Annotated in this window: 23 protein-coding genes; 8 read left to right on the forward strand and 15 right to left on the reverse strand. The window is 74.9% G+C overall.

Features of this window, described 5'->3' with window-relative positions; translation table 11 throughout:
• Positions 1-58 precede the first annotated feature (58 nt).
• On the reverse strand, positions 59-550 hold the full coding sequence (locus GCE86_RS23670; RefSeq protein ID WP_154228964.1) for an Lrp/AsnC family transcriptional regulator: 492 nt from the start codon (positions 548-550) through the stop codon (positions 59-61).
• 140 nt (positions 551-690) lie between these two features.
• Between GCE86_RS23670 and hppD the strand changes: the two genes are divergently transcribed.
• Genes hppD through hisC form a run of 4 tightly spaced genes read left to right on the forward strand, consistent with a single transcriptional unit; the run spans position 691 to position 4,736 of the window.
• Positions 691-1,896 carry a 4-hydroxyphenylpyruvate dioxygenase gene (gene hppD, locus GCE86_RS23675; RefSeq protein ID WP_154228965.1) on the forward strand — a complete coding sequence of 402 codons (1,206 nt, stop codon included), beginning with the start codon at positions 691-693 and terminating at the stop codon, positions 1,894-1,896.
• A 10-nt stretch (positions 1,897-1,906) separates the two neighbouring features.
• A complete protein-coding gene (locus GCE86_RS23680) occupies positions 1,907-2,620 on the forward strand; it encodes an RDD family protein (protein WP_154228966.1) in 714 nt (237 codons plus the stop codon).
• Positions 2,617-3,636 carry an RDD family protein gene (locus tag GCE86_RS23685; protein ID WP_154228967.1) on the forward strand — a complete coding sequence of 340 codons (1,020 nt, stop codon included), beginning with the start codon at positions 2,617-2,619 and terminating at the stop codon, positions 3,634-3,636. Before GCE86_RS23680 ends, GCE86_RS23685 begins: the two co-directional genes overlap by 4 nt.
• Entirely contained in the window at positions 3,633-4,736 is a 1,104-nt protein-coding gene (gene hisC / locus GCE86_RS23690; protein WP_154228968.1) for a histidinol-phosphate transaminase, read from the forward strand. Before GCE86_RS23685 ends, hisC begins: the two co-directional genes overlap by 4 nt.
• Positions 4,737-4,852: 116 nt before the next feature.
• On the opposite strand, the gene GCE86_RS23695 is transcribed toward hisC, so the two are convergent.
• From GCE86_RS23695 to GCE86_RS23715, 5 genes are all read right to left on the reverse strand, one after another.
• On the reverse strand, positions 4,853-6,103 hold the full coding sequence (locus tag GCE86_RS23695; RefSeq protein ID WP_154228969.1) for an outer membrane protein assembly factor BamB family protein: 1,251 nt from the start codon (positions 6,101-6,103) through the stop codon (positions 4,853-4,855).
• A 92-nt stretch (positions 6,104-6,195) separates the two neighbouring features.
• On the reverse strand, positions 6,196-6,678 hold the full coding sequence (locus GCE86_RS23700) for an SRPBCC family protein (RefSeq protein WP_154230643.1): 483 nt from the start codon (positions 6,676-6,678) through the stop codon (positions 6,196-6,198).
• A 108-nt stretch (positions 6,679-6,786) separates the two neighbouring features.
• Complete coding sequence (locus GCE86_RS23705; protein ID WP_154228970.1) at positions 6,787-6,996, reverse strand: DUF397 domain-containing protein; 210 nt, start codon at positions 6,994-6,996, stop codon at positions 6,787-6,789.
• A 141-nt stretch (positions 6,997-7,137) separates the two neighbouring features.
• A complete protein-coding gene (fahA, locus tag GCE86_RS23710; protein ID WP_154228971.1) occupies positions 7,138-8,337 on the reverse strand; it encodes a fumarylacetoacetase in 1,200 nt (399 codons plus the stop codon).
• Positions 8,334-9,191, reverse strand: coding sequence for a hypothetical protein (locus GCE86_RS23715; protein WP_154228972.1), 858 nt, complete (start codon positions 9,189-9,191; stop codon positions 8,334-8,336). Before GCE86_RS23715 ends, fahA begins: the two co-directional genes overlap by 4 nt.
• A gap of 94 nt (positions 9,192-9,285) precedes the next feature.
• Between GCE86_RS23715 and GCE86_RS23720 the strand changes: the two genes are divergently transcribed.
• Positions 9,286-10,482, forward strand: a complete 1,197-nt coding sequence (locus GCE86_RS23720; RefSeq protein ID WP_154228973.1) for a homogentisate 1,2-dioxygenase — start codon at positions 9,286-9,288, stop codon at positions 10,480-10,482.
• On the opposite strand, the gene GCE86_RS32415 is transcribed toward GCE86_RS23720, so the two are convergent.
• The gene (locus GCE86_RS32415; RefSeq protein ID WP_154228974.1) at positions 10,479-11,516 is read right to left on the reverse strand and encodes a tetratricopeptide repeat protein; all 1,038 of its coding nucleotides are present in this window, start codon (positions 11,514-11,516) and stop codon (positions 10,479-10,481) included. The genes GCE86_RS23720 and GCE86_RS32415 overlap by 4 nt on opposite strands.
• 51 nt (positions 11,517-11,567) lie before the next feature.
• On the reverse strand, positions 11,568-12,923 hold the full coding sequence (locus GCE86_RS23730) for an AfsR/SARP family transcriptional regulator (protein ID WP_154228975.1): 1,356 nt from the start codon (positions 12,921-12,923) through the stop codon (positions 11,568-11,570).
• Between the two features lie 187 nt (positions 12,924-13,110).
• On the opposite strand from GCE86_RS23730, the gene GCE86_RS23735 reads away from it, so the two are divergent.
• Positions 13,111-13,638, forward strand: a complete 528-nt coding sequence (locus GCE86_RS23735) for a hypothetical protein (protein WP_154228976.1) — start codon at positions 13,111-13,113, stop codon at positions 13,636-13,638.
• Between the two features lie 27 nt (positions 13,639-13,665).
• On the opposite strand, the gene ispF is transcribed toward GCE86_RS23735, so the two are convergent.
• The 3 genes from ispF to GCE86_RS23750 are packed head-to-tail and all read right to left on the reverse strand — an operon-like array spanning position 13,666 to position 15,400.
• Positions 13,666-14,148, reverse strand: a complete 483-nt coding sequence (gene ispF, locus GCE86_RS23740) for a 2-C-methyl-D-erythritol 2,4-cyclodiphosphate synthase (RefSeq protein WP_154228977.1) — start codon at positions 14,146-14,148, stop codon at positions 13,666-13,668.
• Between the two features lie 16 nt (positions 14,149-14,164).
• Complete coding sequence (gene ispD / locus GCE86_RS23745) at positions 14,165-14,860, reverse strand: 2-C-methyl-D-erythritol 4-phosphate cytidylyltransferase (protein ID WP_154228978.1); 696 nt, start codon at positions 14,858-14,860, stop codon at positions 14,165-14,167.
• Between the two features lie 54 nt (positions 14,861-14,914).
• A complete protein-coding gene (locus tag GCE86_RS23750; RefSeq protein WP_007073334.1) occupies positions 14,915-15,400 on the reverse strand; it encodes a CarD family transcriptional regulator in 486 nt (161 codons plus the stop codon).
• A gap of 326 nt (positions 15,401-15,726) precedes the next feature.
• Here GCE86_RS23750 and GCE86_RS23755 point away from each other — a divergent pair, with 326 nt between their 5' ends.
• Positions 15,727-16,428: a hypothetical protein gene (locus GCE86_RS23755; protein ID WP_154228979.1), complete on the forward strand. Its 702-nt coding sequence runs from the start codon at positions 15,727-15,729 to the stop codon at positions 16,426-16,428.
• A 7-nt stretch (positions 16,429-16,435) separates the two neighbouring features.
• Here the strand turns inward: GCE86_RS23755 and GCE86_RS23760 are convergent, their stop codons facing one another.
• From GCE86_RS23760 to GCE86_RS23775, 4 genes are all read right to left on the reverse strand, one after another.
• Positions 16,436-17,002, reverse strand: a complete 567-nt coding sequence (locus GCE86_RS23760) for a hypothetical protein (RefSeq protein WP_154228980.1) — start codon at positions 17,000-17,002, stop codon at positions 16,436-16,438.
• Positions 17,003-17,043: 41 nt separating this feature from the next.
• A complete protein-coding gene (locus GCE86_RS23765) occupies positions 17,044-18,093 on the reverse strand; it encodes a type III polyketide synthase (RefSeq protein WP_154228981.1) in 1,050 nt (349 codons plus the stop codon).
• A 154-nt stretch (positions 18,094-18,247) separates the two neighbouring features.
• Positions 18,248-19,414 carry an acyl-CoA dehydrogenase family protein gene (locus GCE86_RS23770; protein WP_154228982.1) on the reverse strand — a complete coding sequence of 389 codons (1,167 nt, stop codon included), beginning with the start codon at positions 19,412-19,414 and terminating at the stop codon, positions 18,248-18,250.
• Between the two features lie 43 nt (positions 19,415-19,457).
• Positions 19,458-20,213: a methyltransferase domain-containing protein gene (locus GCE86_RS23775; RefSeq protein WP_154228983.1), complete on the reverse strand. Its 756-nt coding sequence runs from the start codon at positions 20,211-20,213 to the stop codon at positions 19,458-19,460.
• A 45-nt stretch (positions 20,214-20,258) separates the two neighbouring features.
• On the opposite strand from GCE86_RS23775, the gene GCE86_RS23780 reads away from it, so the two are divergent.
• Positions 20,259-21,098 (forward strand): UbiA family prenyltransferase, encoded by an 840-nt coding sequence (locus GCE86_RS23780; protein WP_154228984.1) that lies wholly within the window; start codon positions 20,259-20,261, stop codon positions 21,096-21,098.
• Positions 21,099-21,230: the final 132 nt, after the last annotated feature.

Here is a 21,230-nt window from a genome sequence, read left to right on the forward strand (position 1 = left end):
CGCCCGCGCCGGCCCCCCGAACGGCCGTGTCGCGCCGCTTTTCCGGTCGGCCGGCGCGTCACGCGCCGCGGGCGGCGGAGCGGACCAGGGGCAGGGTGCGGTAGGGGATCTGCTCCGCGAGAGCGATGATCGTGGAGGCGCGGCGGATGCCCTCCGAGGCGACGATCTGGTCGATGACCCGCTGGAGGTCGGTGTTCGACCGGGCCACGATGCGGCACAGCAGGTCGCTGGAGCCGGTGATGGTGTGTGCCTCCAGCACCTCCGGGATGGCGGCCAGGTGCGCGGTCACCTGGTCGTGGCCGTGCCGCTGGCTGATCTCCAGCGTCACGAAGCTGGTCACCCCGAAGCCGATGGCCGCCGGCGAGATGTCCGGCCCGAACCCGGCGATCACCCCCCGCTCGACCAGCTTGTCGAGCCGGGCCTGGACGGTGCCCCGGGCCACGCCGAGCCGCCGCGAGCACTCCAGCACCCCGATCCGGGGCTCGTCGGCGAGCAGATCGATCAAGCGGGCATCCAGCGCGTCGAGCTGTACATCCTGACCAGTGTTCATGGGGTTTCACATTACCGAATGCACAACCTGACCAGCATTATCGACGACTGTTGCCCAACCGGCGGTCGCGCAGCGATCCTCCCCACAACAGCAGATCAACGGCGGCCCACGAGGCCGGCCGGTACGCAAGGGAGGCCACCATGACCCAGGCGATCGACCGACCCCAGTCGACCGAGGAGGTCGACGTCGACGCCCTCGTCGGCGCCGTCGACCACGACATCACCCACGACCCGTTCCCGGTCAAGGGCCTCGACCACGTGCACTTCCTGGTGGGCAACGCCAAGCAGGCCGCCCACTACTACTCCACCGCGTTCGGCATGACCTGCGTGGCGTACCGCGGGCCGGAGCAGGGCTACCGGGACCACGCCCAGTACGTGCTGACCAGCGGCTCCGCCCGGTTCGTGCTGACCGGCGCGGTCCGCCCGGACGCCGAGGGCTCCGAGCACGTGGCGAAGCACAGCGACGGCGTCTCCGACATCGCGCTGGAGGTGCCGGACGTGGACGCCGCGTACGCCCACGCCACCGCCCAGGGCGCGACCGGCCTGGTCGAGCCGCACGACCTCAGCGACGAGCACGGCACCGTCCGGATGGCCTCCATCGCCGCGTACGGCGACACCCGGCACACGCTGGTGGACCGGTCCCGCTACACCGGGCCGTTCCTGCCCGGCTTCGTGGCCCGCGGCCCGATCGTGGACCGGCAGCCGATGATCGACGCCGGCATCCAGCCGAAGCGCTTCTTCCAGGCCGTCGACCACGTCGTCGGCAACGTGGAGCTGGGCCGGATGGACGAGTGGGTCGAGTTCTACAAGCGCGTCATGGGCTTCAGCAACATGGCCGAGTTCATCGGCGACGACATCGCCACCGACTACTCGGCGCTGATGAGCAAGGTGGTCGCGAGCGGCACCCGCAAGGTGAAGTTCCCGCTCAACGAGCCGGCCGTCGCCCGCAAGAAGTCGCAGATCGACGAGTACCTGGAGTTCTACCAGGGCCCGGGCGCGCAGCACATCGCCGTGGCCACCAACGACATCCTGGCCAGCGTCGACGCCATGCGGGCCGCCGGCGTCGAGTTCCTGGACACGCCCGACTCCTACTACGAGGACCCGGAGCTGCGGGCCCGCATCGGCCAGGTGCGCGTGCCGATCGAGGAGCTCCAGTCCCGCAAGATCCTGGTCGACCGGGACGAGGACGGCTACCTGCTCCAGATCTTCACGAAGCCGGTGCAGGACCGCCCCACGGTCTTCTTCGAGCTGATCGAGCGGCACGGCTCGCTCGGCTTCGGCAAGGGCAACTTCAAGGCCCTGTTCGAGGCCATCGAGCGGGAGCAGGAGAAGCGCGGCAACCTGTAACACTGTCCGCGTGACCGAGCCTTCCCCCGCGTCTCCGCCGCCCGCCGGGCCCCCGCCCGCGGGCGGCGGCTTCGCGCCGCCGTCCGGGCCGTACGCGCCGCCGCGCCAGCACACCCCGCCCACCTACGCCGGGCTGCCCGCCTACCCCCCGCCACCCCCGGGGTACGCCCCGCACCCCGGCTTCGTGCCAGCCACGCTGGCCCCCAACGGGCAGCCGCTGGCCGGCTTCGGCGAGCGGCTGGTGGCCTGGCTGATCGACACCGCGGTGGCGAGCGCGGTGGCCATGGTCCTCTTCCTGCCGGTCGTCCTCTGGCTCTGGTTCCGGATGTTCAACGACATGATGGTGGTCGCCCCGGACGGGACGGTGCCCGAGCCCGACCCGGCCACGATGCTGACCGACTTCTTCCTGCCGATGCTGCTGGCCGAGGCGGGACTGTTGCTGCTCATGTTCGTCTTCTACTGGCTCTACCACGTCGAGTACGCCCGCCGGACCGGCCAGACGCTCGGCAAGAAGGCCATGAAGCTGCGCATCGTCCCGCTCGACCCGACCGCGCCGCTGACCCGGGGCGTCCTCGGCCGGCGGTACCTCGTGGAGTTCGTCGCGGGCTCGCTCGTGCCCTTCGCCAACTACCTCGACGGGTTCTGGCAGCTCTGGGACAAGCCCTGGCAGCAGACCCTGCACGACAAGTTCGCCGGAACGGTCGTCGTTAAGGTTGTGCCGTGAGTGTGCAGCCCGGCTGGTACGTCGACCCCGCCGATCCCGAGACCCGCCGGTACTGGGACGGCGAGGGGTGGATCGGCGCGCCGATCCCGGTCGACGCCACCCCGCCCGACGGACCACCGCCGCCCGAGCCGGCTCCCGCCGCCGCGCCGGCCCCTGCCGCGGCCACGCCGCAGCCGGGCCAGCCCGCCCCGGGCGGCCCGGCCGTCGGCCCCTACCCGGGCTCGCCCGCCGGCGGCCCGGTCCAGCCGTGGCCGGGCCAGCCGACCCAGCCCGGCCCCTGGCCCGGCCAGCCGGGCCAGCCGGGCCCCTGGCCGGGACAGCCCGGCCAGCCGGGACCGTGGGCCGGTCGGCCCGGCCAGCAGGGGCCGCCGCCGGGCTGGCCGTACCCGGGGTGGCCCGGGCGCCCGCCGGCCCCGCGCCCGCACGGGCTGCCGCTCGCCTCGTACGGCGCCCGGCTGGTCGCCCGCCTCATCGACCTCGGCGTGGTGCTCCTGCTCAACGCCGTGGTCAACGGCTGGTTCGTCTGGCGCTACATCGAGGAGATCTCGCCGTACCTCCGCGAGTCGGTGCGGCGGTCGCTGGCCGGGGACACCTCCACCGAGGGGCTGCCCCAGCCGGGCGAGCAGGCCGCCGGGCTCCAGATCGCCATCCTGCTGATCGCCACCGCGCTCTGGTTCGCGTACGAGGTGCCGTCGATGGCGGCCCGCGGCCAGACCTTCGGCAAGCGGCTCGTGGGCGTCCGCGCGGTGGCGGTCGAGGCGGACCAGCCGCTCGGCTTCGGCCGGGCCACCCGCCGCTGGAGCACGCTCGGCCTGCCCACCCTGCTCTGGTACTGCTGCGGCCTGGGCCTGCTGCTCCAGTTCGTGGACGCGGTCTCCCCGCTGTTCGACCAGCCGCTGCGCCAGGCCCTGCACGACAAGCGGGCGCAGACCGTCGTGGTCCAGCTCCCCCGCACCCGGCCCGACACCCGTACCACCCCGCGCGACCGCGCCAACCCCCCGGGAGACACCCCATGACCGACACCGGACGTCACCAGCCTCCGCTGCGGCTCACCCGCGCCGACCTGGACGCGCTGCCGAACTACGTGCCCGGGCGCAGCCCGGCCGACCTGGCCCGCGAGCTGGGCCTGCCGGAGGCCATCAAGCTGGCCAGCAACGAGGTCCCGTACGGGCCGCTGCCCGGCGTCGTGGAGGCGGTCGCCGAGGCCGTGGCCGGTTCGCACCGCTACCCCGACATGGGCGTGGTGGCGCTGCGGCAGGCCCTCGCCGAGCGGTACGGCGTGGACGCCGACCGGATCGCCACCGGCTGCGGTTCGGTGGCGCTGGCCGAGCACCTGGTGCGGGCCACCTGCCTGCCGGGCGACGAGCTGCTCTACTCGTGGCGGTCGTTCGAGGCGTACCCGATCATCGCGGCGACCAGCGGCGCGACCAGCGTGCGGGTCCCGAACGACGCCGGCCACGGTCACGACCTGGCCTCGATGGCGGCGGCGGTGACGGACCGGACCCGGATGATCCTGGTCTGCAACCCGAACAACCCGACCGGCACGGCCGTCCGCAGGGCCGAGCTGGACCGCTTCCTCGACGCGGTGCCGGACGACGTGCTCGTGGTGATCGACGAGGCGTACCGGGAGTTCGTCACCGACCCCGAGGTGCCGGACGGCCTGAGCTACCTGGACCGGCCGAACGTGGCGGTGCTGCGCACCCTGTCCAAGGCCTGGGGCCTGGCCGGCCTGCGGATCGGCTGGCTGATCGCCGAGCCGACCGTGGCCGCCGCGGTGCGCAAGGTGGTCACCCCCTTCTCCACCAGCATGGCCGCCCAGGCCGGCGCGCTGGCGGCACTCGCGCAGGCCGACGAGGTCGAGCGGCGCTGCGCGCTGGTCGTCGCCGAGCGGGACCGGGTCACCGAGGCGCTGCGCAAGTTCGTCCCGGACGTGCCGGACAGCCAGGCCAACTTCGTCTGGCTGCCGCTGGGCGACCGGGCCGTCGAGTTCGGCCGGGCGTGTGAGGCCCGCGGGGTGATCGTCCGGCCGTTCCCCGGCGACGGCGTGCGGGTCACCATCGGCACTCCGGCCGAGAACGACGCCTTCCTGGCCGCCGCGGAGGCCGCGCTGGCCTGACGGCCCAGGTCCGGGGCCGGTCCGTCAACCCCCTACGGACCGGCCCCGGACGCCTCGACCGGCGAGATATAGGAACTTTAAGGGATTTTGTCCGTTTTGTCCAATAGCTTGCCTGGTCAGGTCGCGGCCAGGAGGACCGGCTCGGCCATGAGGAAGTACCCCTGGTCGTCGTCGTCCGGCCGGGCCTCCTCGCGCAGCCGTTCCACCGCCACGTAGCCGTCCACCGCGTGCGCCCGGCCCGGCTTCCAGCCGGTCCCGTCCCGGCCGATGTCCAGGACGAACCGGGACCGCTCCGCCCCGGTGGTCGGGTCCAGCGTCACCAGTTCCCGTCGCTCGGTCAGCAGGTGCACCCGGCCGGGCTCGACCGCGAGGATCCGGGCCGCGCCCAGGTCGGCCCGGCGCCACAGCTCCTCCCCGGTCCGCGCGGACCGTCCGGTCACCACGCCACCGGCCGTCGACACGGCGTGCTCGCCGTCCAGCTCGGTGTCCGGGCCGTCCAGGGCGGGTGCGGCCACCGGCTCGCCCGCGCCGATCAGCCAGCCCCGGCCCGTCTCGTCGCTCCGGCCCGAGGTGCGCAGCCCTCGGCACGCCGAGTGCCCGTCCCGGCAGCCCACCGGCGTCACCACGAGCCGGTCCGGAGCGTCCGGCGGTCGCCAGCGGGTCCGTACCGCGCCGGTCGCGGCGTCCCGGAACTCGACCGCGGCCGGCCCGGCGCAGGAGTCGACCCCGACCAGCTCGCCGGTGGCCGTGGTGCCCACGTCGGCGCGGCAGCCACGCGCCACCTCCGAGCGCCACAGCCGGCGGCCGTCCGCCAGCGCGTACCCACCGACCGCCCCGGGGCCGGCCGCCACCAGGACGGCGCGGCCGTCGGCGGCCCGGGTAACGTGCAGGCCGGCCGGGTCCCAGACCGTGGCGGCGTAGGTGCGGCGGGGCTTCGGCACCGCGCCCGGCTCCGGCCCGTCGGCCCGCCAGGCGACCCTCCCGGTACGCGCGTCCAGCGCCACCAGCTTCCCGTCGGACCAGCGGCTCACCACCGTGGTGCCGTCGGCCAGCACCCCGACGAGCTTGGCCGGCCAGCGGCGGTACGACCAGAACGGGGTGACCCGGTGCTTCCCGGAGACGGGCTGGTCGGCGTACACCTGGCGGGCGCCCGCGTAGACGCGGACGCGGCCGTCCACGACCAGCGGTGCCACCGGCAGCCGGCCGATCACCCCGGCCGGCGGGCTCGGCGCGGCCGGGTACGCGCCCCGGGCGACCGTCTCGACCTCGGCGGGCGCGAGGACCCGGAGGACCACGGCGGCCGACGCCGCGACGGCCAGCACCGCCACGACCGCCACCAGGATCCGCCGCCCCGCGGGCTTGCGCATGCCGCACCTCCGCCCGGCACCCTACCCAGCGGCGGCCCCCGGACGCCGCGCGGCGTCATCCGCGCCGGGCCGGCGTGGGCGGCCTGGTCGGCTCAGGCGGCCTCGGCGGACCGGGTGGGCCCGACGGCCAGCGCCAGGTCGGCCAGGTCACGGCGGAGGGCGCCCTCCACCGCTCGGGCGGCCAGGCCGCCGAGGATCAGCGCCAGCACCCGCCCGTAGGGACGGGTCGGCACGGCCTCGTGCTCGACGGTGACCTCCGTGCAGCCGCGCCGCCGGCGCTCGACGGTGCGCAGCGTCCAGGTGATCCGGTAGTCCGCGCCCGCGCCGCGCGAGCTGAGCACCAGCCGCGCCGGGGCGACCGCCTCGACCACCCGGAACTCCTCGGCCTCGGCGACGCCGTCGGGCCGGACCCGGGTCTCCCGCCAGCCGGTGCCGGGCCCGAAGTCGCCGGCGCTGAGGACGTCGACCGCGCCGACCGCGGACAACCAGTCGGCCCGCGCCGGGAGGTCGGTGAGGAGCCGCCAGACGTCGACGTCCTGCGCTTCGATGAATGCGGAAACCGTCACCGTCGACATGGCACCTCCCGTGTCGTCCACGGTACGGGCCGTCACCGGGTAAGGGGAGCCTTGCGGTGACATTTCCACCACCGGTGCCCCGACCGGGGCACCGGGCGCGGCGAGCGGTCAGGGACGGAAGGCATCACCCCGGATGGCGGCGACGAACGCCGTCCAGCCCGGTGGGCTGACCGCGAGCCCCGGACCGTGGGGGTCCTTCGAGTCGCGTACGCCCACCACGCCGTGCGCGGCGACCACGTTGGTCGCCACCTCGACGCAGAGGCCCTGATCGTTGGAGCGGCTGCTGGTGCGCCAGACGGCGCCGGTCAACTCGGTCATCGTCGCGGTCCTTCCTGTTCCACTCGGGTGCGCCCCGGCCCGCACCGCCGGGGCGTACGCAATCCGCGACGATCAACGGCGCAGGAAACGTCCCCGGTCGCACAGCGGGTGCGACCGGGGACGGAGAGTGAACAGGGCGACTCAGCGGGCCGGGACGATGGTCCCCGTGACCTCGCCGAGGGCGACGGTGGTGCCGTCCGGGCCGGGCGCCGTGGCGGTGATCGTCACGGTGTCGCCGTCCTCCAGGAAGGTCCGGGCGGCGCCGTCGGCGAGCTTCACCGGCTCGGCCCCGCCCCAGGTCAGCTCCAGGAATGAGCCGACCTGCCCGCGCTCCGGCCCGGAGACGGTGCCGGAGGCGTAGAGGTCGCCGGTGCGCAGCGAGGCGCCGTTGACGGTGAGGTGGGCGAGCTGCTGGGCGGGCGTCCAGTACATGGTGGCGAACGGCGGCTCGGCGACCCGTTCGCCGTTCCACTCCACCGACAGGCTCAGGTCCAGCCCGAGGTGCGGGGTGTCGCGCAGGTAGTCCTGCACCGGCGGATCCTGGTCGGGTGCGGGCACGAAGGCGTCGGCCAGCGCGTCGAGCGGGGTGACCCAGGCCGAGACGGAGGTGGCGAAGGACTTCCCCAGGAACGGGCCGAGCGGCTGGTACTCCCAGGCCTGGATGTCCCGGGCCGACCAGTCGTTGACCAGCACCACCCCGAAGACGTGGTCGGCGAAGTCCGCGACGGAGACCCGGTCACCGAGCCGGCTCGGCACCCCGACCACGAACCCGACCTCGGCCTCGATGTCCAGCCGGACGGAGGCGCCGGTGGTCGGGCCCTGCGCGGTGGCCCGCTGGCCGGTGGGGCGTACGACGGGGGTGCCCGACACGACCACCGTGCCGGCCCGGCCGTGGTAGCCGATGGGCACGTGCTTCCAGTTGGGCAGCAACGGCGGCTGGCCGGGCCGGAAGATCTGCCCGACGTTCGACGCGTGGTGCTCGGACGAGTAGAAGTCGACGTAGTCGGCCACCTCGAACGGGAGCAGCAGCTCCACCTCGCGCAGCGGCACCAGCAGCGGCTCCACGGCCGGCCTGTGCTCCTCGTCGGTGAGCAGCTCGGTGACCCGCTGCCGCACGGCGGTCCACTGCGGACGCCCGAGCGCCATGAACTCGTTGAGGGTGGGCCGGCCGAGCGCACCGGCGGCCAGCACCAGACCGGCGGCCTCGGCGCCGGCCAGGTCCAGCACGAAGTCACCGATGCGTACGCCGATCCGCGGCTCGCGGTCGCCCTGCCGGAACACCCCGTACGGCAGGTTGCGCACCCCGTACGGCGAACCGGCCGCACCCACTACCCAGCTCATTCCTCAAAGCCCCCGTTCACCAGCCCCAGCCGGATCAGATCGGTCAGTGGTTCGGAGATGCTGCACGAGCCGTAGCCGACCCAGAGCGGGCGCTCGGCCTCCCGCTGCGACCGGGCCGGCTCGACCACCCGGAGCGGGTCGGTGGCGGCCAGCAGCTCGGCCACCCCGTCCACCTCGGCACCCCCGGTGGCGGCCAGGGTGGCGGCCAGCACGTTGACGAAGCCGTGGTGGGTGAAGCCGGTCTCCGGGTCCCGGTGCCGGATCGCCTGGTGCAGCCCGGCGGTCAGCTTGAACGGCAGCTCCCGGTCGCGGCAGGCGCAGATCACCGCGGCCAGCTCGACCGGGGTCGGGAACAGCTCGGCGGCCAGCCCGCCGGTGCGGAACTTGGCGGCCACCGGCAGCCCGCCGGCCCGCGCCTCGGCGAGGGCGTCCAGCGCGCCCAGCAGCCCGAAGGTCAGCGGGACCTCGGCGTAGACGGTGGTGCCGCCCAGACGCTCGGCGAGCTTGAGCAGGTCGGCCAGGCCGGGCTGCGGGTCCTCACCGCGCTTGGCGACGGGTGCCTCGACCTGACGGACGACGAGCCGGGCGTCCGCCTCGGCGAGAGCCGCCTCCAGCCGGCCGACCGGCACGTCGCCGATCACGCCGACCGCCAGGGTCGCCTCCGGGGCGAGCAGGCCGGGCAGGTCCGGCAGGGTCGAGGCGGGCAGCAGCAGCGGGCCGACCAGGTCGGCGTACCAGCCGGCCCGGTGCCGGTGATGGGCGGCCACGGCGTCCGGCAGCGCGGCGCTGCCGGGCGGGAAGACCGCCGCGTCGTCGACCAGTCCGGCGAAGAGGCGGGGCACCTGCGTTGACACGAGACAAGAATCTACGGGACGCTACAAGGAACGGACAACTGCGTCCGATTATCGGACGTTCCCGGCCGGAGAACGGGACATATCGGGAGGCGAGATGCCGTACTACCGCAGCGTCGGTGAGGTGCCCCGCAAGCGCCACACCCAGTTCCGCCAGCCCGACGGCACGCTGTACGCCGAGGAGCTGGTCGGCCAGGAAGGCTTCTCCTCCGACTCGTCGCTGCTCTACCACCGGCACGCGCCCACCGCGATCGTGGCCGCCGAGGAGTTCACCCCGCCCGCCTTCACCCGGGTGCCCAACCTGCCGCTCAAGCCCCGGCACCTGCGCACCCACAAGCTCGACGGCGCGGGCGCCGACCCGGTGCTGGGCCGGCAGTACCTGCTCGCCAACGACGACGTACGGATCGCGTACGTGCTGGCCGACCGGCCCTCGCCGCTGTTCCGGGACGCCACCGGCGACCACTGCCTCTACGTCGAGGCCGGCACGCTGCGGGTGGAGTCGCCGTTCGGCGTGCTCGACGTGGCCGCCGGCGACTACGTCATCATCCCCACCTCGACCATCCACCGCCTCGTCCCCACCGGCGACGAGCCGGCCCGGCTGCTCGCCATCGAGGCCGCCGGCCACGTCGGCCCGCCGAAGCGCTACCTCTCCGTACGCGGGCAGTTCCTGGAGCACTCGCCCTACTGCGAGCGGGACGTCCGCGGGCCGGACACGCCGCTGCTGGTCGACGAGACCGACGTCGAGGTGCTGGTCCGGCACCGTTCCCGGGCGGCACGCCCGGACGGTAGCGGCACCGTGTGGACGCGTCATGTCTATGCGAACCACCCGTTCGACGTCGTCGGCTGGGACGGGCACATGTACCCGTGGGCGTTCTCCATCCACGACTTCGAGCCGATCACCGGCCGGATCCACCAGCCGCCACCGGTGCACCAGACCTTCCAGGGCCCGAACTTCGTGATCTGCTCGTTCGTGCCGCGCAAGGTGGACTACCACCCGGGCGCCATCCCGGTGCCGTACAACCACCACAACGTCGACTCCGACGAGATGCTCTTCTACACCGGCGGCAACTACGAGGCCCGGCGCGGCTCCGGCATCGAGCAGGGCTCGATCTCGCTGCACCCGTCCGGCTTCACCCACGGCCCCCAGCCGGGTGCCGCCGAGCGGTCGATCGGGGCGGAGTTCTTCGACGAGCTGGCGGTCATGGTGGACACCTTCCGCCCGCTCGACCTCTGCGATGCCGCGACCGCCTGCGAGGACGACGCGTACGCCTGGACCTGGGCGCGCCGGGCCTAACGCCGGGGCTGGTGGCCGGTGCGGGCGAGCACGACGAACCCGGCCACCAGCGCCACCGTGATCCCGGCGACCAGCGGCCACGGGCCGCCGACCAGCGCGTAGAGCACCAGCAGCGCCGGGGCGGCGGCCACCCCGCAGACGGCCAGTGCCAGGCCGCGGTCGGTGCGGAACAGCCCGGGCAGGATCGTGTCCCGCAGGCCCGGCACCCGGGCGGCGGAACGCCAGACCAGCAGCGCCCCACCGAGCGCGGCGAGCAGCGCGAGGAGCCGGGACGGGCCCGGCGCGACCGGGGCCAGGACGGCCACCAGCACGCCGGCCAGCAGCGACCAGCCGGCGCCGTGGAGGACCAGCCGGAGCAGCCCGTCGGCGACGCTCGGGCGGGGCTCGCCCGCCGTCGGATCCAGCGCCGCCACCTCGGCCAGGTCCTCCAGAGCCTGCGCGTAACGGCGCTGCTCCAGCCGGATCACACCCATGTCGTGCCGCGCCTCGGCCACCTCCGGGTCGAGCCGCAGCGCCTCCCGGTACGCCCGCTCGGCCAGGTCGTACAGCTCCAGCCGGGCCGCGACCACGCCGAGCACCAGGTGCGCCTGCGCGGTGTCCGGGGCCAGTTCCACGCCGCGCCAGGCGGCGTTGAGCGCCGGCTGCCCGTTGCGGGCGCCGGCCAGGATCGCAGCGGCGCTCCGCTGGGCGTACGCGTCGGCCGGGCCGAGCGCCAGGATCCGGTCCCCGGTGCTCGCCGCGGCCTTCCACCGGCCCAGGTCGACAAGGGCGAAGCCACGCGCCACCAGCGGCGACAGGGCACCCGGGGCGGCGGCCACGGCCGCCTCGGCGACGGGCAGCGCCGCCGCGGGCCGGTCGGCGGCGAGGTGCACCCGGGCCAGCATGGTCAACGCCTCGGGGCTGCCCGGCTGGACGGCGAGTCCCGCGTCGAGTTCCTCGGCGGCCTCGTCGTACCGGCCCAGTTCGGCGAGGAGTTGCGCGCGCTGGAGGTAGCCGTCGGCTGCGGACTGGTCGGGGGTGGCGTCGTGCGGCATCCTGCCGAGCGTAACCCCCGGTCGCTGCCCCCGCCGCCGGCGTGGACGCCGTCAGGCGCTGTGGCAGCGGGACCGGTCCAGCGAGCGCCCACAGGTCCCCATGCTGCACCAGCGCCTGAGCCCGCTCTCGTCCAGGAAGAGCCACCCGCACCGCTCGTCGGGGCAGACCCGGAGGGTGAGCCGGCGCGGGTCGCTGAGCAGTTGGGCAGCACTCCACGCGACCGCGTGCAGGGGCATCCGGAGCCCGGCGGCCAGCTCCGGCCACCAGCGCCCGCGACCGTCGGTCTCGCGCCGGAACACCAGTTCCTTCGCGGCGGCCTCCGCGTACCGGGCGACCACCTCGAATGCCTGCCGGTCGTCCGGTTCGGTCAGGCATCCGTACAGCGCCTGCCGCAGGTCCCGGGCCTCGCCGAGCACCGCCTCGCCCTGCCCGGGGTCCCGCCGGCCCAGGTGCAGCAGCCGGCCCACCGAGACGTCGTCGACCAGTCCCACGTACCCGGCCCACACGGCCAGGGTGCGGTAGCCGCGCAGCCACTCGGCGCCCGGCAACGGCGGTTCGTGCCCCCACCCGGCGAAGGTGTTGCAGAAGTCCAGCGCCGGGTGCCCGCCGACGCTCCAGGGCAGGCACTCGTCGCGTAGCCGGACCTCGTAGACGGGCCGCCCGGGCCGGTCCAGGCGCTCGTCGCCCCGCAGGATCCGGCGGTGCACCTCCCGCAGGCGCGGCCCCGGTTCGACGCCCAGCTCGTCCACGAGGAACTGCCGGGTGGTCCGGTACAGCCGCAGCGCGTCGGCCTGCCGGGCGCCCCGGTACAGCGCGGTCATCAGCACGGCGACCAGCTGCTCCCGGCCCGGGTGCCGGGCCGCCAGGGGCATCAGCTCGGCGACCGCCCGGGCGTGCTGGCCCAGTGCGAGCTGCGCCTCGGCGCGCAGCTCGACGGCGACCAGCCGGAGCTCCTCGACGGTCCCGTGCAGCCGGTCCCGCAGCTCGTCGTCCGCCGCGTCGGCGAGCAGCGGCCCTCGCCAGAGGGCCAGGCCCCGGTCGAGCAGGCGCACCCGCTCCGCGGGGTCGGCGGCGGCGCCGGCGGACCGCACCAGCTCGCCGAACTCGTCGACATCGACGCGGTGCTCGTCGGCCTCGACGAGGTAACCCTCCCCCCGGGTGCTGATCCGCACCCCGTAGGGCGTCAACGCCCCGCGCAACCGACCGATGTACGTCTGCACGGCACCGCGCGCCGACGCGGGCGGCCGGCCGTTCCAGAGGAGGTCGATGAGGCGGTCGGTCGGGACGACGCGCCCGGTGTCGAGCAGCAGCACACCGAGCAGGCAGCGCTCCTGACGGCGGCTGCCGACCTCGACCGGCCGGCCCCGGTGGCGGGCCTCGAAGGGTCCGAGCAGGCGGAACTCCATACCGAACAGACGGCCTGGCGCGGCGGGGCGGTTGTCGTCCGGAGGTGAGCGGATGGTGAGCGCCCCCAGCGGCCGGCCCGGTGCCCGGACGGCTCGGCGCGGCTGGAGCCCGACGAGTGGTGAGTCCGTGGTGAGCGGGTCTGGTGATCCTGGTCCGGCCCTGACCAGAAGCACGGATGGAGTGACCATGCGTTTCAAGATGAGCGTCGCGGTGGCGTCGGTCGTGGCCGCGATCGCGACGGCCCTGCCCGGCTCGGCGTCCGCCGCGAGCGGCGGCGGCAGCCACGGCGCCTGGGAGCCGGACCCGCAGGAGGCGTTCGAGATGCCCGCCGGGGCTCGGTGCGACTTCGCGGTGCGGGTCGAACCGATCGTCGACGAGGTCCGGAAGCTGACCCTGGCGACGTACCCGGACGGCTCGCCCAGGCGGGAGCTGTTCACCGGCGCCCTGATCGACCGGGTGACCAACCTGGAGACCGGCGCCACGTCCACGGCGGACGCGAGCGGCACCTCCCTGGTCGTCTACGGCACGGACGGATCGATGACCTGGTACGTCACCGGGCCGGTGCTGCTCGGCTTCCGGGAGAACGCGGGCTCGCTGCCGAAGGGGCTGTGGATCGTGGACGGCCAGTTCGTCGTGGAGTTCACGCCCACCTTCGAGAAGACGATCACGATGCTCCACGGCACCACCCACAACGTCTGCACGGACGTCGACTGACCGGGTGCCGCGACCCGGGTCACCGCGTCACACCGCCGGCGCCTCGTAGACCAGGGCCACGGCGATCCCGGTGAGCCCCTCGCCGCGCCCGGGAAAGCCCAGGCCGTCGGTGGTGGCGGCGGAGACGGTGACCGGCGCACCGACGGCCGCGGAGAGCACCCGCTGCGCCTCCTCCCGGCGCGGACCGATCTTCGGCCGGTTGCCGACCACCTGCACCGACACGTTGCCGATCGCGAAGCCGGCCGCCCGGACCCGCCGGGCGCTCTCGGTGAGCAGGGCCACCCCGGACGCGCCCGCCCACTCCGGCTGGTCGACCCCGAAGTTGGCGCCCAGGTCGCCCAGGCCGGCCGCGGAGAGCAGGGCGTTGCAGGCGGCGTGCGCGGCGACATCGGCGTCCGAGTGGCCGGCCAGGCCGTCCTGGCCCGGCCAGTGCAGGCCGGCGACCCAGCAGGGCCGGCCCGGCGCGAAGGCGTGCACGTCGGTGCCGATGGCCACCCGAGGAACGATCATGAGCCGAGCGTACGCGTCAGGCGCCGGTGGCCAGCAGGTGCTCGGCCAGGGCCAGGTCGAACGGGCGGGTGATCTTCAAGGCCAGCTCCGACCCCGGCACGCAGACCACCGGGACGCCCATCTTCTCGACCAGGCCCGCGTCGTCGGTGAGCGGGTCGCCGGCCGCCTCGTGGGCGGCGGTCAGCACCGACCGGCGGAAGCCCTGCGGGGTCTGCACCGCGCGCAGGGCGGCCCGGTCGACCGTGCCGAGGACCCGTTCGCCGGCGTCGACCTCCTTGACGGTGTCGACCACCGGCAGCACCGGGATCACCGCGTCGTGGCCGCCGCGGACCGCCGCGGCCACCGATTCGACCAGCTCGGGCGGGGTGAGGGCCCGGGCCGCGTCGTGCACCAGGACGATCTCCGGGCCGCCCGGAACGGCGGCCAGCGCGGCGGCCACCGACGCCTGGCGCTCGGCGCCGCCGGGGACCACGGTCACCGGGGCCACCGGCGCGAGCATCCCCCGGACCGCCTCGACGTCGGCGGCCGGGGCGGCCACCACGATCGTGTGCACCGAGGGCGCAGCGGCGATGCGGCGGACCGCGTGCACCAGCAGCGGCTCGCCCGCGAGCGGCCGGAGGGCCTTGGGAGCGCCCGGGCCGAGGCGTACCCCGGCTCCGGCCGCAGGAACAAGGACCGCGACGTCACCGCGCGGATTGAGCTGCGCGGTCACGTCGCGGTCCTCGGATTCGTTTGCTACGGGCTGGGTACGACGACCTGGTGCGGATCAGGCCTCGGTCAGCACCTTGTCGAGCAGCGTCTCCGCCTCGTCCTTGGTGCTCTTCTCAGCCAGCGCGACCTCGCCGACGAGAATGTCGCGCGCCTTGGCCAGCATGCGCTTCTCACCCGCGGAGAGACCCCGCTCCCGCTCCCGGCGCCACAGGTCGCGGACGACCTCGGCGACCTTCAGCGGGTTACCGGAGGCCAGCTTCTCCAGATTCGCCTTGTAACGCCGCGACCAGTTGGTCGGCTCCTCGGTGTGCGGTGCACGGAGCACGTCGAAGACCTTGCCCAGGCCCTCTTCGCCGACCACCTCGCGCACACCCACGATCTCGGCGTTCTCGGCGGGCACCCGGACCGTCAGGTCACCCTGCGCGACCCTCAGGACGAGGTACTGCTTAGGCTCGCCCTTGATGACCCGAGTCTCGATTGCCTCGATGAGTGCGGCCCCGTGGTGGGGGTAAACAACGGTCTCGCCGACACTGAAAACCATAGGTTCGAAACCCCTTTCGCTGTGTCTAGGGTAACACGCTCAGGCACCGATGTCTCACCGCTGTCCTGACCGTTGGCGCAGCTCAGGGGCCCTGTGAGAGGTATTTCTTCAGCTTGACAGGCGGTCAAGCCGATGGTTTCGACACGCTCCGTGACCAGCGGATGACAACCCGGTAAGAGTGACGGAAGCGTTCATATCTAGGGCTATGCGCTCCTTCCATGGTAGCTCCGGAATTCCACCTGCGCCCAGGTGTGGCGGTACGACGACCGGTGCGGGACGCTGGAGGCGGACTACGTCCGCTCACCGAGACGGCTCCTGGGGGTCCGATGGGCATGCCTGACGCTGAAGGCCACGGGCCACCGGACGGGCTGCCCGACCTGCCCCCGGAGTGGGGTCGGGTGGTCGTCCCCGACGACGCCTCGGCGCTGGCCGAGGAGGCCCGCCAGGTCCGCCGCGAGCTGCGCCAGGCCCGCCGGCAGGCCGACGGGCGGCAGCGCCCCGGCACGGCCGGTCGGCCGTCGTTCGGGCTGCCCGTGCTGGTCCTGCTGGTCGCCGTCGTGGTCACCCTCACGGGGCTGGCCGCGGTCACCTGGCCCCGGTCGATCCGCTCCGGAGGCGGGCCCACCGTGCTGCCGTACCCGACGGCCCCCGTCGGGCCGCTGCCCGCGCTCGATCTGGTCGGCCCCGACGACTCGCCGGTGCCGCTGCGCAGCCTGCTGCCCGCCATGATCGTCCTGGTGGACGCGTGCGCCTGCGTCGAGCAGGTCACCACCGCGGCCGCCGCCGCGCCGCCGGGGGTCACCGTGGTCACCGTCACCGAGGACCGCACCGCCGCGTCCGCCACGGCCCCCGGGGTACGCCCACTCGCCGACCCGGCCGGCGGCCTCCGCTCCTACCTGCACCTCTCCGCCCACCCCGGCACGGCCGCCGCCCTGCTGGTGGACCGGCAGGGCACCCTCGTCCGGGTGGTGCCCGAGCTGGGGCCGGCGGCGGACTACCGCGACGACCTGGCCCACCTGGCCGGCTGACCCGCCCTCAGTCCAGCGCGTCCAGCCGGGCGTCGAGGTCGACCTGGTCGCGGACCGCGGCGAAGCGCACCAGAAGCGGCCCGCCGCGCGCGCTCACCACCACGCGGTCGGCCGGCCCGCCGCAGCTCAGCCCCTGCTCCGTGTCGTCCTCCGACGAACCGGTGAACCCGACGAAGACCGTGCCCGGGCCCGAGCACGAGACGGTGAGCAGGAACCTGGCCCCGTCCGACGCGTTCGCCCGGCGGGTCACCGGGGCGCCGTCCGGCATCAGGCGGGACTGCTCCCGCCACACCGTGTGGGAGACGTCGCGCCACCGGGGCACCCCGTCGGGCTTCTCCTCGATCACCACCGGCTCGTCCGGATCCGCCTCCGGCCCCGGCAGCACCTGCCCGGTCGCCGGGTCGACGGCCACGCGGACCCCCGGTTCGAGGAAGGCGCCGGTCGACGGGGCGGGGTCCGGCCCGGTCCGGCCCAGCACCGGGGCCGCCGCCCGCCACCAGCCCGCGCCGGCCACCAGCGCCACCACGGCCAGCCCGGCCAGCAGCGCGCCCCGGATCCGCTCGTCGGAAGCCACGCCCAGAGCGTATCGGCGCGCGGCGGTGGCCACCGTCCCCGTCAGGCGGTGCGCTCCAGCAGGGCCGCGTAGAGGGTGAGACCCGGCCCGAAGGCCAGCATCACGACCCGCTCCGGCGGCGTCTCGGCCCGGCGCAACCGGTCCAGGATGAGCAGCACGGTCGGGGACGAGCAGTTGCCGTGCTCGTCCAGGGTGGCCCGGGACGCCGCGAGCGCCGCCGGTGGCAGCGCCAGCTCCCGCTCCGCGACGTTGAGGATGCGGGGGCCACCCGGGTGCACCGCCCAGCCGTCCACGTCGCCGCGGTGCCACCCGTGCCGGGCCAGCAGGTCGTCCACCAGCCCCCGGACGTGGTGCGAGAGCACCTGCGGCACCTTCGGCGACAGCCCCATCCGGAAGCCGGTGTCGGTGACGTCCCAGGTCATGTGGTCGGCGGTCGAGGTGTCGGTGACCGAGGTGACCTCGCGCAGCGCGTACCCCCGGCCACCGGGGACGACCACGGCGGCGACCGCGGCGTCCGAGAACAGCGCGTGGGAGACGATCTGCTGGGTGTCCACCCGGGCGCCCGGCGGCTGGATGTGCAGGCTGGTGAGCTCCGCGCAGAGCAGCAGCGCAGGGCGGCCCCGGGCGGTGACGAAGTCGCTCGCCGCGCCGAGCCCGGGCAGGGCCGCGTAGCAGCCCATGTGCCCCACGAACATGCGCTGCGTGTCCGGGGCCATGCCGAGGTCCCGGGCGAGCAGGATGTCCAGCCCCGGCGTGGCGTAGCCGGTGCAGGAGCAGACCACGAAGAGGCCGACGTCACCGGCGTCCAGGCCGGCGGCGGTCAGCGCCCGCCCGACCGCCTCCTTGCCCAGCGGCAGCGCCTCGACCTGGTAGCGCCGCATCCGGCGTTCGGTGGGCCACTCCGACACGTCCTCCAGCAGCGGGTTCACGGCCGCCTGCCGGCGGGACACGCCGGAGTTGGCGAAGATCCGCTCCGCCAGCGCCCGGGTGGTCCCCGAGAAGTGCTTCGCGAAGAAGCCCGCCCACAGCTCGTCCTGCGCGGCGGACGGCGGCTGCGCCGTACCCAGGCCCGCGATCACCGGCACGCCCATGTCCCCCACCTTTCGTCCCCCAACCCCACGCTTCACCAACGAGTCCCTTTCGTTCGCGACTGCGGGGCTCGCAAAACCGGCTCACTCCTCGCGCTCACCGGGCAGCCTTTCGTTCGCGACTGCGGGGCTCGCAAAACCGGCTCACTCCTCGCGCTCACCAACGAGGCGTGGAGCCGTCGCGGTCCGGGTCGCCGCCGAGCGCGGCGATGCCGAGCCAGTCGGCGCAGACGTCCGAGGTGGCCGGGTGCAGCGAGCCGCACCGGGCGTCCCGGTAGAGCCGTTCCAGCGGATGCCCCCGCCGGGTGGCCGAGGTGCCGGCGGCCTCCAGCATGGACGCCGCCACGTCGGCGGCCGTGGTGCCGGCGAGCAGCTTGGCCCGCCACACCCAGCGGTTCGTCTCCGCGTCGCCGGGCGCCTCGTCCACTCGGCGGGCGGCCTCGGCGACCACCAGCTCGGCCGCCGCGACGGCCGCGTCCGCCCGGCCCAGCCGGGCCCGGACCGCGGGCAGGCCGGCCAGGTTGCGGGCGTTCAGGTGCTCGGCGGCGGCGTCGATCGAGGCCCGGGCCACCCCGACGTAGACGGCCGCGTAGCTGGCCACCAGCCAGTGCGGCATGAGCTGGGCGACCACCAGGGCCAACCCCTCCACCCCACCGAGCAGCCGGTCCGCCGGGACGGTCACGTCCAGGTGCAGGTCGTGCGAGGAGGTGGCGCGCATGCCCAGCGAGTCCCAGGTGTGCTCGACCGTGATCCCCTCCCCGGCCGGGACTAGGAACTGCGAGACCACCGACTGGTCGGTGGCGCTGCGGGCGGCCACCAGGTAGCCGTCCGGGTGGCCCGCGCCGGAGCAGAAGGTCTTGCTGCCCTTGAGGTGCCAGCCGCCCTCGACCGCCTCGTAGACCGTGCTGAGCTGGGAGAGCCGCGCGCCGGCGCCGCGCTCGCTCATGGCCACCGCGTACCAGGCGCCCTCGGCCGCCGCGCGGAGCAGCCGGTCCCGCGCGGCCAGCGCCTCGTCCGGTACGCCGAGCGCCTCGGCCAGTTCCTCGGTCACCGCGCCCAGCGCCCCGGTGACCGAGGCGTGCATGTTGAACACCAGTGCCGTCGCACCGTTGCCCCGGGCCAGCTCGGTGGCGACCGCCGCGTACTCGGCGAAGGTGGCACCCAGGCCGCCCAGCTCGCGCGGCACCATCAGGCCGAAGAGGCCGGCCTCCCGGAGGTCGCCGAAATCGTCGACCGGGAACGAGCCGTCCCGGTCGTGGTCGGCCGCGCGGGCGGCCAGCCGCGGCGCCAGCCTGCGGGCCGCCTCCAGCGCGTGCACAGTCATGTAGCCCCCTTCTCAGCGTCCCCTTTACCCCGGGCGGCCCCCGCTACCCGCTCCGGTGCCCGCGGCCCTGGTAGAGCACCGCGGTCGACCAGGTCGGCACGATGCGCGGCTCGGTCCTCACGGGACGGCCACCGCCACGCAGCCGACGCAGCAGCCAGGTCAGCGTGCCACCCAGCTCGGGGCGGACCCCGCGGAGCCGCAGCGCCACGCCGTGGCGGGCGCACTCGGCCACCAGCGCGCGAGCGTCCACGAACAACCGTGGATCGTGGATGCCGCGCGGCACGGTCGGGAGCCGCTCGCCGATCTCCACGGCGACCAGCCGGGCCAGCAGGGTGTCGTTGAGGGTGTCGAGCACCAGCAGGCCGCCGGGCCGCAGCAGCCGGCACGCCTCGGCCACCGCGCGCCGCCAGTCGGGCACGTGTTCCAGCAGCTCACCGGCGGAGACCACGGCCGCGCACCCGTCCGCGAGGGGGACCGTCGTGGCATCGCCGTGGACCACCGTCACGCCGTGCGCGGCGGCCTGGTCGAGGGCTGAGCGGGTCAGGTCCACACCGACGTGCCGGTAGCCCTTGCCGGCCAGGTGCGGGGCGAGCAGGCCGGCGCCACACCCCAGGTCGACCAGCAGAGCGTCCGGTTCGGACGCCGGCGGCACCAGGGCCGCACGGGCCCGGGCCAGCCAGTGCAGCATCGCGAACGCGCCGTCCGGTCGCCACCACTCCCCGGCCAGGTCGTCGTACTGGCGGGGATCGTTGGGCGGCAGCACCCGGGGCGGGGTGGACACCGGGGCCGCGTCTCGCATGGACCGAGCGTGGCACGACTCCCCGGTAACGACCAGACTTCCCTTATGTCGATGTCGGTGTTAGGGCTGGTCAGGGCGAGCCACCCGGAACCGGCCGCCGCGGTGACCGTGGTGGCCGGGCTGCTGGCCCGGGCCGTGGGGCACGGGCCGGGCGGGGTCGCCGCCGTGTCGCTCACGGTGCTGGCCAGCCAGCTCGCCGTGGGCTGGAGCAACGACCTCATCGACGCCGACCGGGACGCCATGGTGGGGCGTACCGACAAGCCGGTGACCACCGGGGCGGTCTCGCGCCGGGTCCTGGCCCGCGCCACCGTGCCGGCCGCCGTCGCCACGCCGCTGCTGGCGCTGGCCGCCGGTCCGGCGGCAGCGCTCTGCGCCACCCTCGGTCTGGTCTCGGCACTGCTCTACAACTGGCCGCTGAAGTCGACCCCGGTCTCGGTGCTGCCCTACGCGGTCTCGTTCGGCGCGCTGCCCGCCTTCGTGGTGCTGGCCCTGCCGGGCGCGCCCGCGCCCCCGGTGTGGCTGGTCGCCGCCGCCGCGCTGCTGGGCGCCGGGGCGCACTTCGCCAACGTGCTGCCGGACCTGGCCGACGACGCGCGGACCGGGGTGCGCGGACTGCCCCACCGGCTGGGTGCGGCGGGCAGCCGGCTGGCCGCCGCCGGGCTGCTCCTCGCGGCCACCGTCGCGCTGGTCGCCGGGCCGCCCGGCCGGCCGTCGTGGGCCGGGCTCGCGGCGGTCGCCGCCGCCGTCGCGGTGCCGGCCCTCGGGTGGTACGCCGGACGCACCGCGACCGGGGCCGGCGCCCGGCCGGTGGCCGCCTTCCGGGCGGTGCTGGTGGTGGCGCTGATCGATGTGGTGCTCCTGGTGGCGAGCGGTCGGGTGGTCTGACCGTTCCCCCCGCAGGTGGCATTACCGGGTCGGCGTGCGGGCCTCGATCAGCTCCAACTACCCTGGAGCGCGGTCTGCGCGGGTATGGCCACCCCGTGTCCGGCGTCCGGCCGGGTGGGGATCGTGACGAGG

It is taken from the genome of Micromonospora terminaliae, assembly GCF_009671205.1.
Lineage (GTDB): Bacteria > Actinomycetota > Actinomycetes > Mycobacteriales > Micromonosporaceae > Micromonospora > Micromonospora terminaliae.

Coding starts and splice junctions, on each gene's coding strand:
- GCE86_RS23670 (WP_154228964.1), bottom strand. CDS start 550: ATGAACACTGGTCAGGATGTACAGCTCGACGCGCTGGATGCCCGCTTG.
- hppD (WP_154228965.1), top strand. CDS start 691: ATGACCCAGGCGATCGACCGACCCCAGTCGACCGAGGAGGTCGACGTC.
- hisC (WP_154228968.1), top strand. CDS start 3,633: ATGACCGACACCGGACGTCACCAGCCTCCGCTGCGGCTCACCCGCGCC.
- GCE86_RS23695 (WP_154228969.1), bottom strand. CDS start 6,103: ATGCGCAAGCCCGCGGGGCGGCGGATCCTGGTGGCGGTCGTGGCGGTG.
- GCE86_RS23700 (WP_154230643.1), bottom strand. CDS start 6,678: ATGTCGACGGTGACGGTTTCCGCATTCATCGAAGCGCAGGACGTCGAC.
- GCE86_RS23705 (WP_154228970.1), bottom strand. CDS start 6,996: ATGACCGAGTTGACCGGCGCCGTCTGGCGCACCAGCAGCCGCTCCAAC.
- fahA (WP_154228971.1), bottom strand. CDS start 8,337: ATGAGCTGGGTAGTGGGTGCGGCCGGTTCGCCGTACGGGGTGCGCAAC.
- GCE86_RS23720 (WP_154228973.1), top strand. CDS start 9,286: ATGCCGTACTACCGCAGCGTCGGTGAGGTGCCCCGCAAGCGCCACACC.
- GCE86_RS32415 (WP_154228974.1), bottom strand. CDS start 11,516: ATGCCGCACGACGCCACCCCCGACCAGTCCGCAGCCGACGGCTACCTC.
- GCE86_RS23730 (WP_154228975.1), bottom strand. CDS start 12,923: ATGGAGTTCCGCCTGCTCGGACCCTTCGAGGCCCGCCACCGGGGCCGG.
- GCE86_RS23735 (WP_154228976.1), top strand. CDS start 13,111: ATGCGTTTCAAGATGAGCGTCGCGGTGGCGTCGGTCGTGGCCGCGATC.
- ispF (WP_154228977.1), bottom strand. CDS start 14,148: ATGATCGTTCCTCGGGTGGCCATCGGCACCGACGTGCACGCCTTCGCG.
- GCE86_RS23750 (WP_007073334.1), bottom strand. CDS start 15,400: ATGGTTTTCAGTGTCGGCGAGACCGTTGTTTACCCCCACCACGGGGCC.
- GCE86_RS23755 (WP_154228979.1), top strand. CDS start 15,727: ATGGGCATGCCTGACGCTGAAGGCCACGGGCCACCGGACGGGCTGCCC.
- GCE86_RS23765 (WP_154228981.1), bottom strand. CDS start 18,093: ATGGGCGTGCCGGTGATCGCGGGCCTGGGTACGGCGCAGCCGCCGTCC.
- GCE86_RS23770 (WP_154228982.1), bottom strand. CDS start 19,414: ATGACTGTGCACGCGCTGGAGGCGGCCCGCAGGCTGGCGCCGCGGCTG.
- GCE86_RS23775 (WP_154228983.1), bottom strand. CDS start 20,213: ATGCGAGACGCGGCCCCGGTGTCCACCCCGCCCCGGGTGCTGCCGCCC.
- GCE86_RS23780 (WP_154228984.1), top strand. CDS start 20,259: ATGTCGATGTCGGTGTTAGGGCTGGTCAGGGCGAGCCACCCGGAACCG.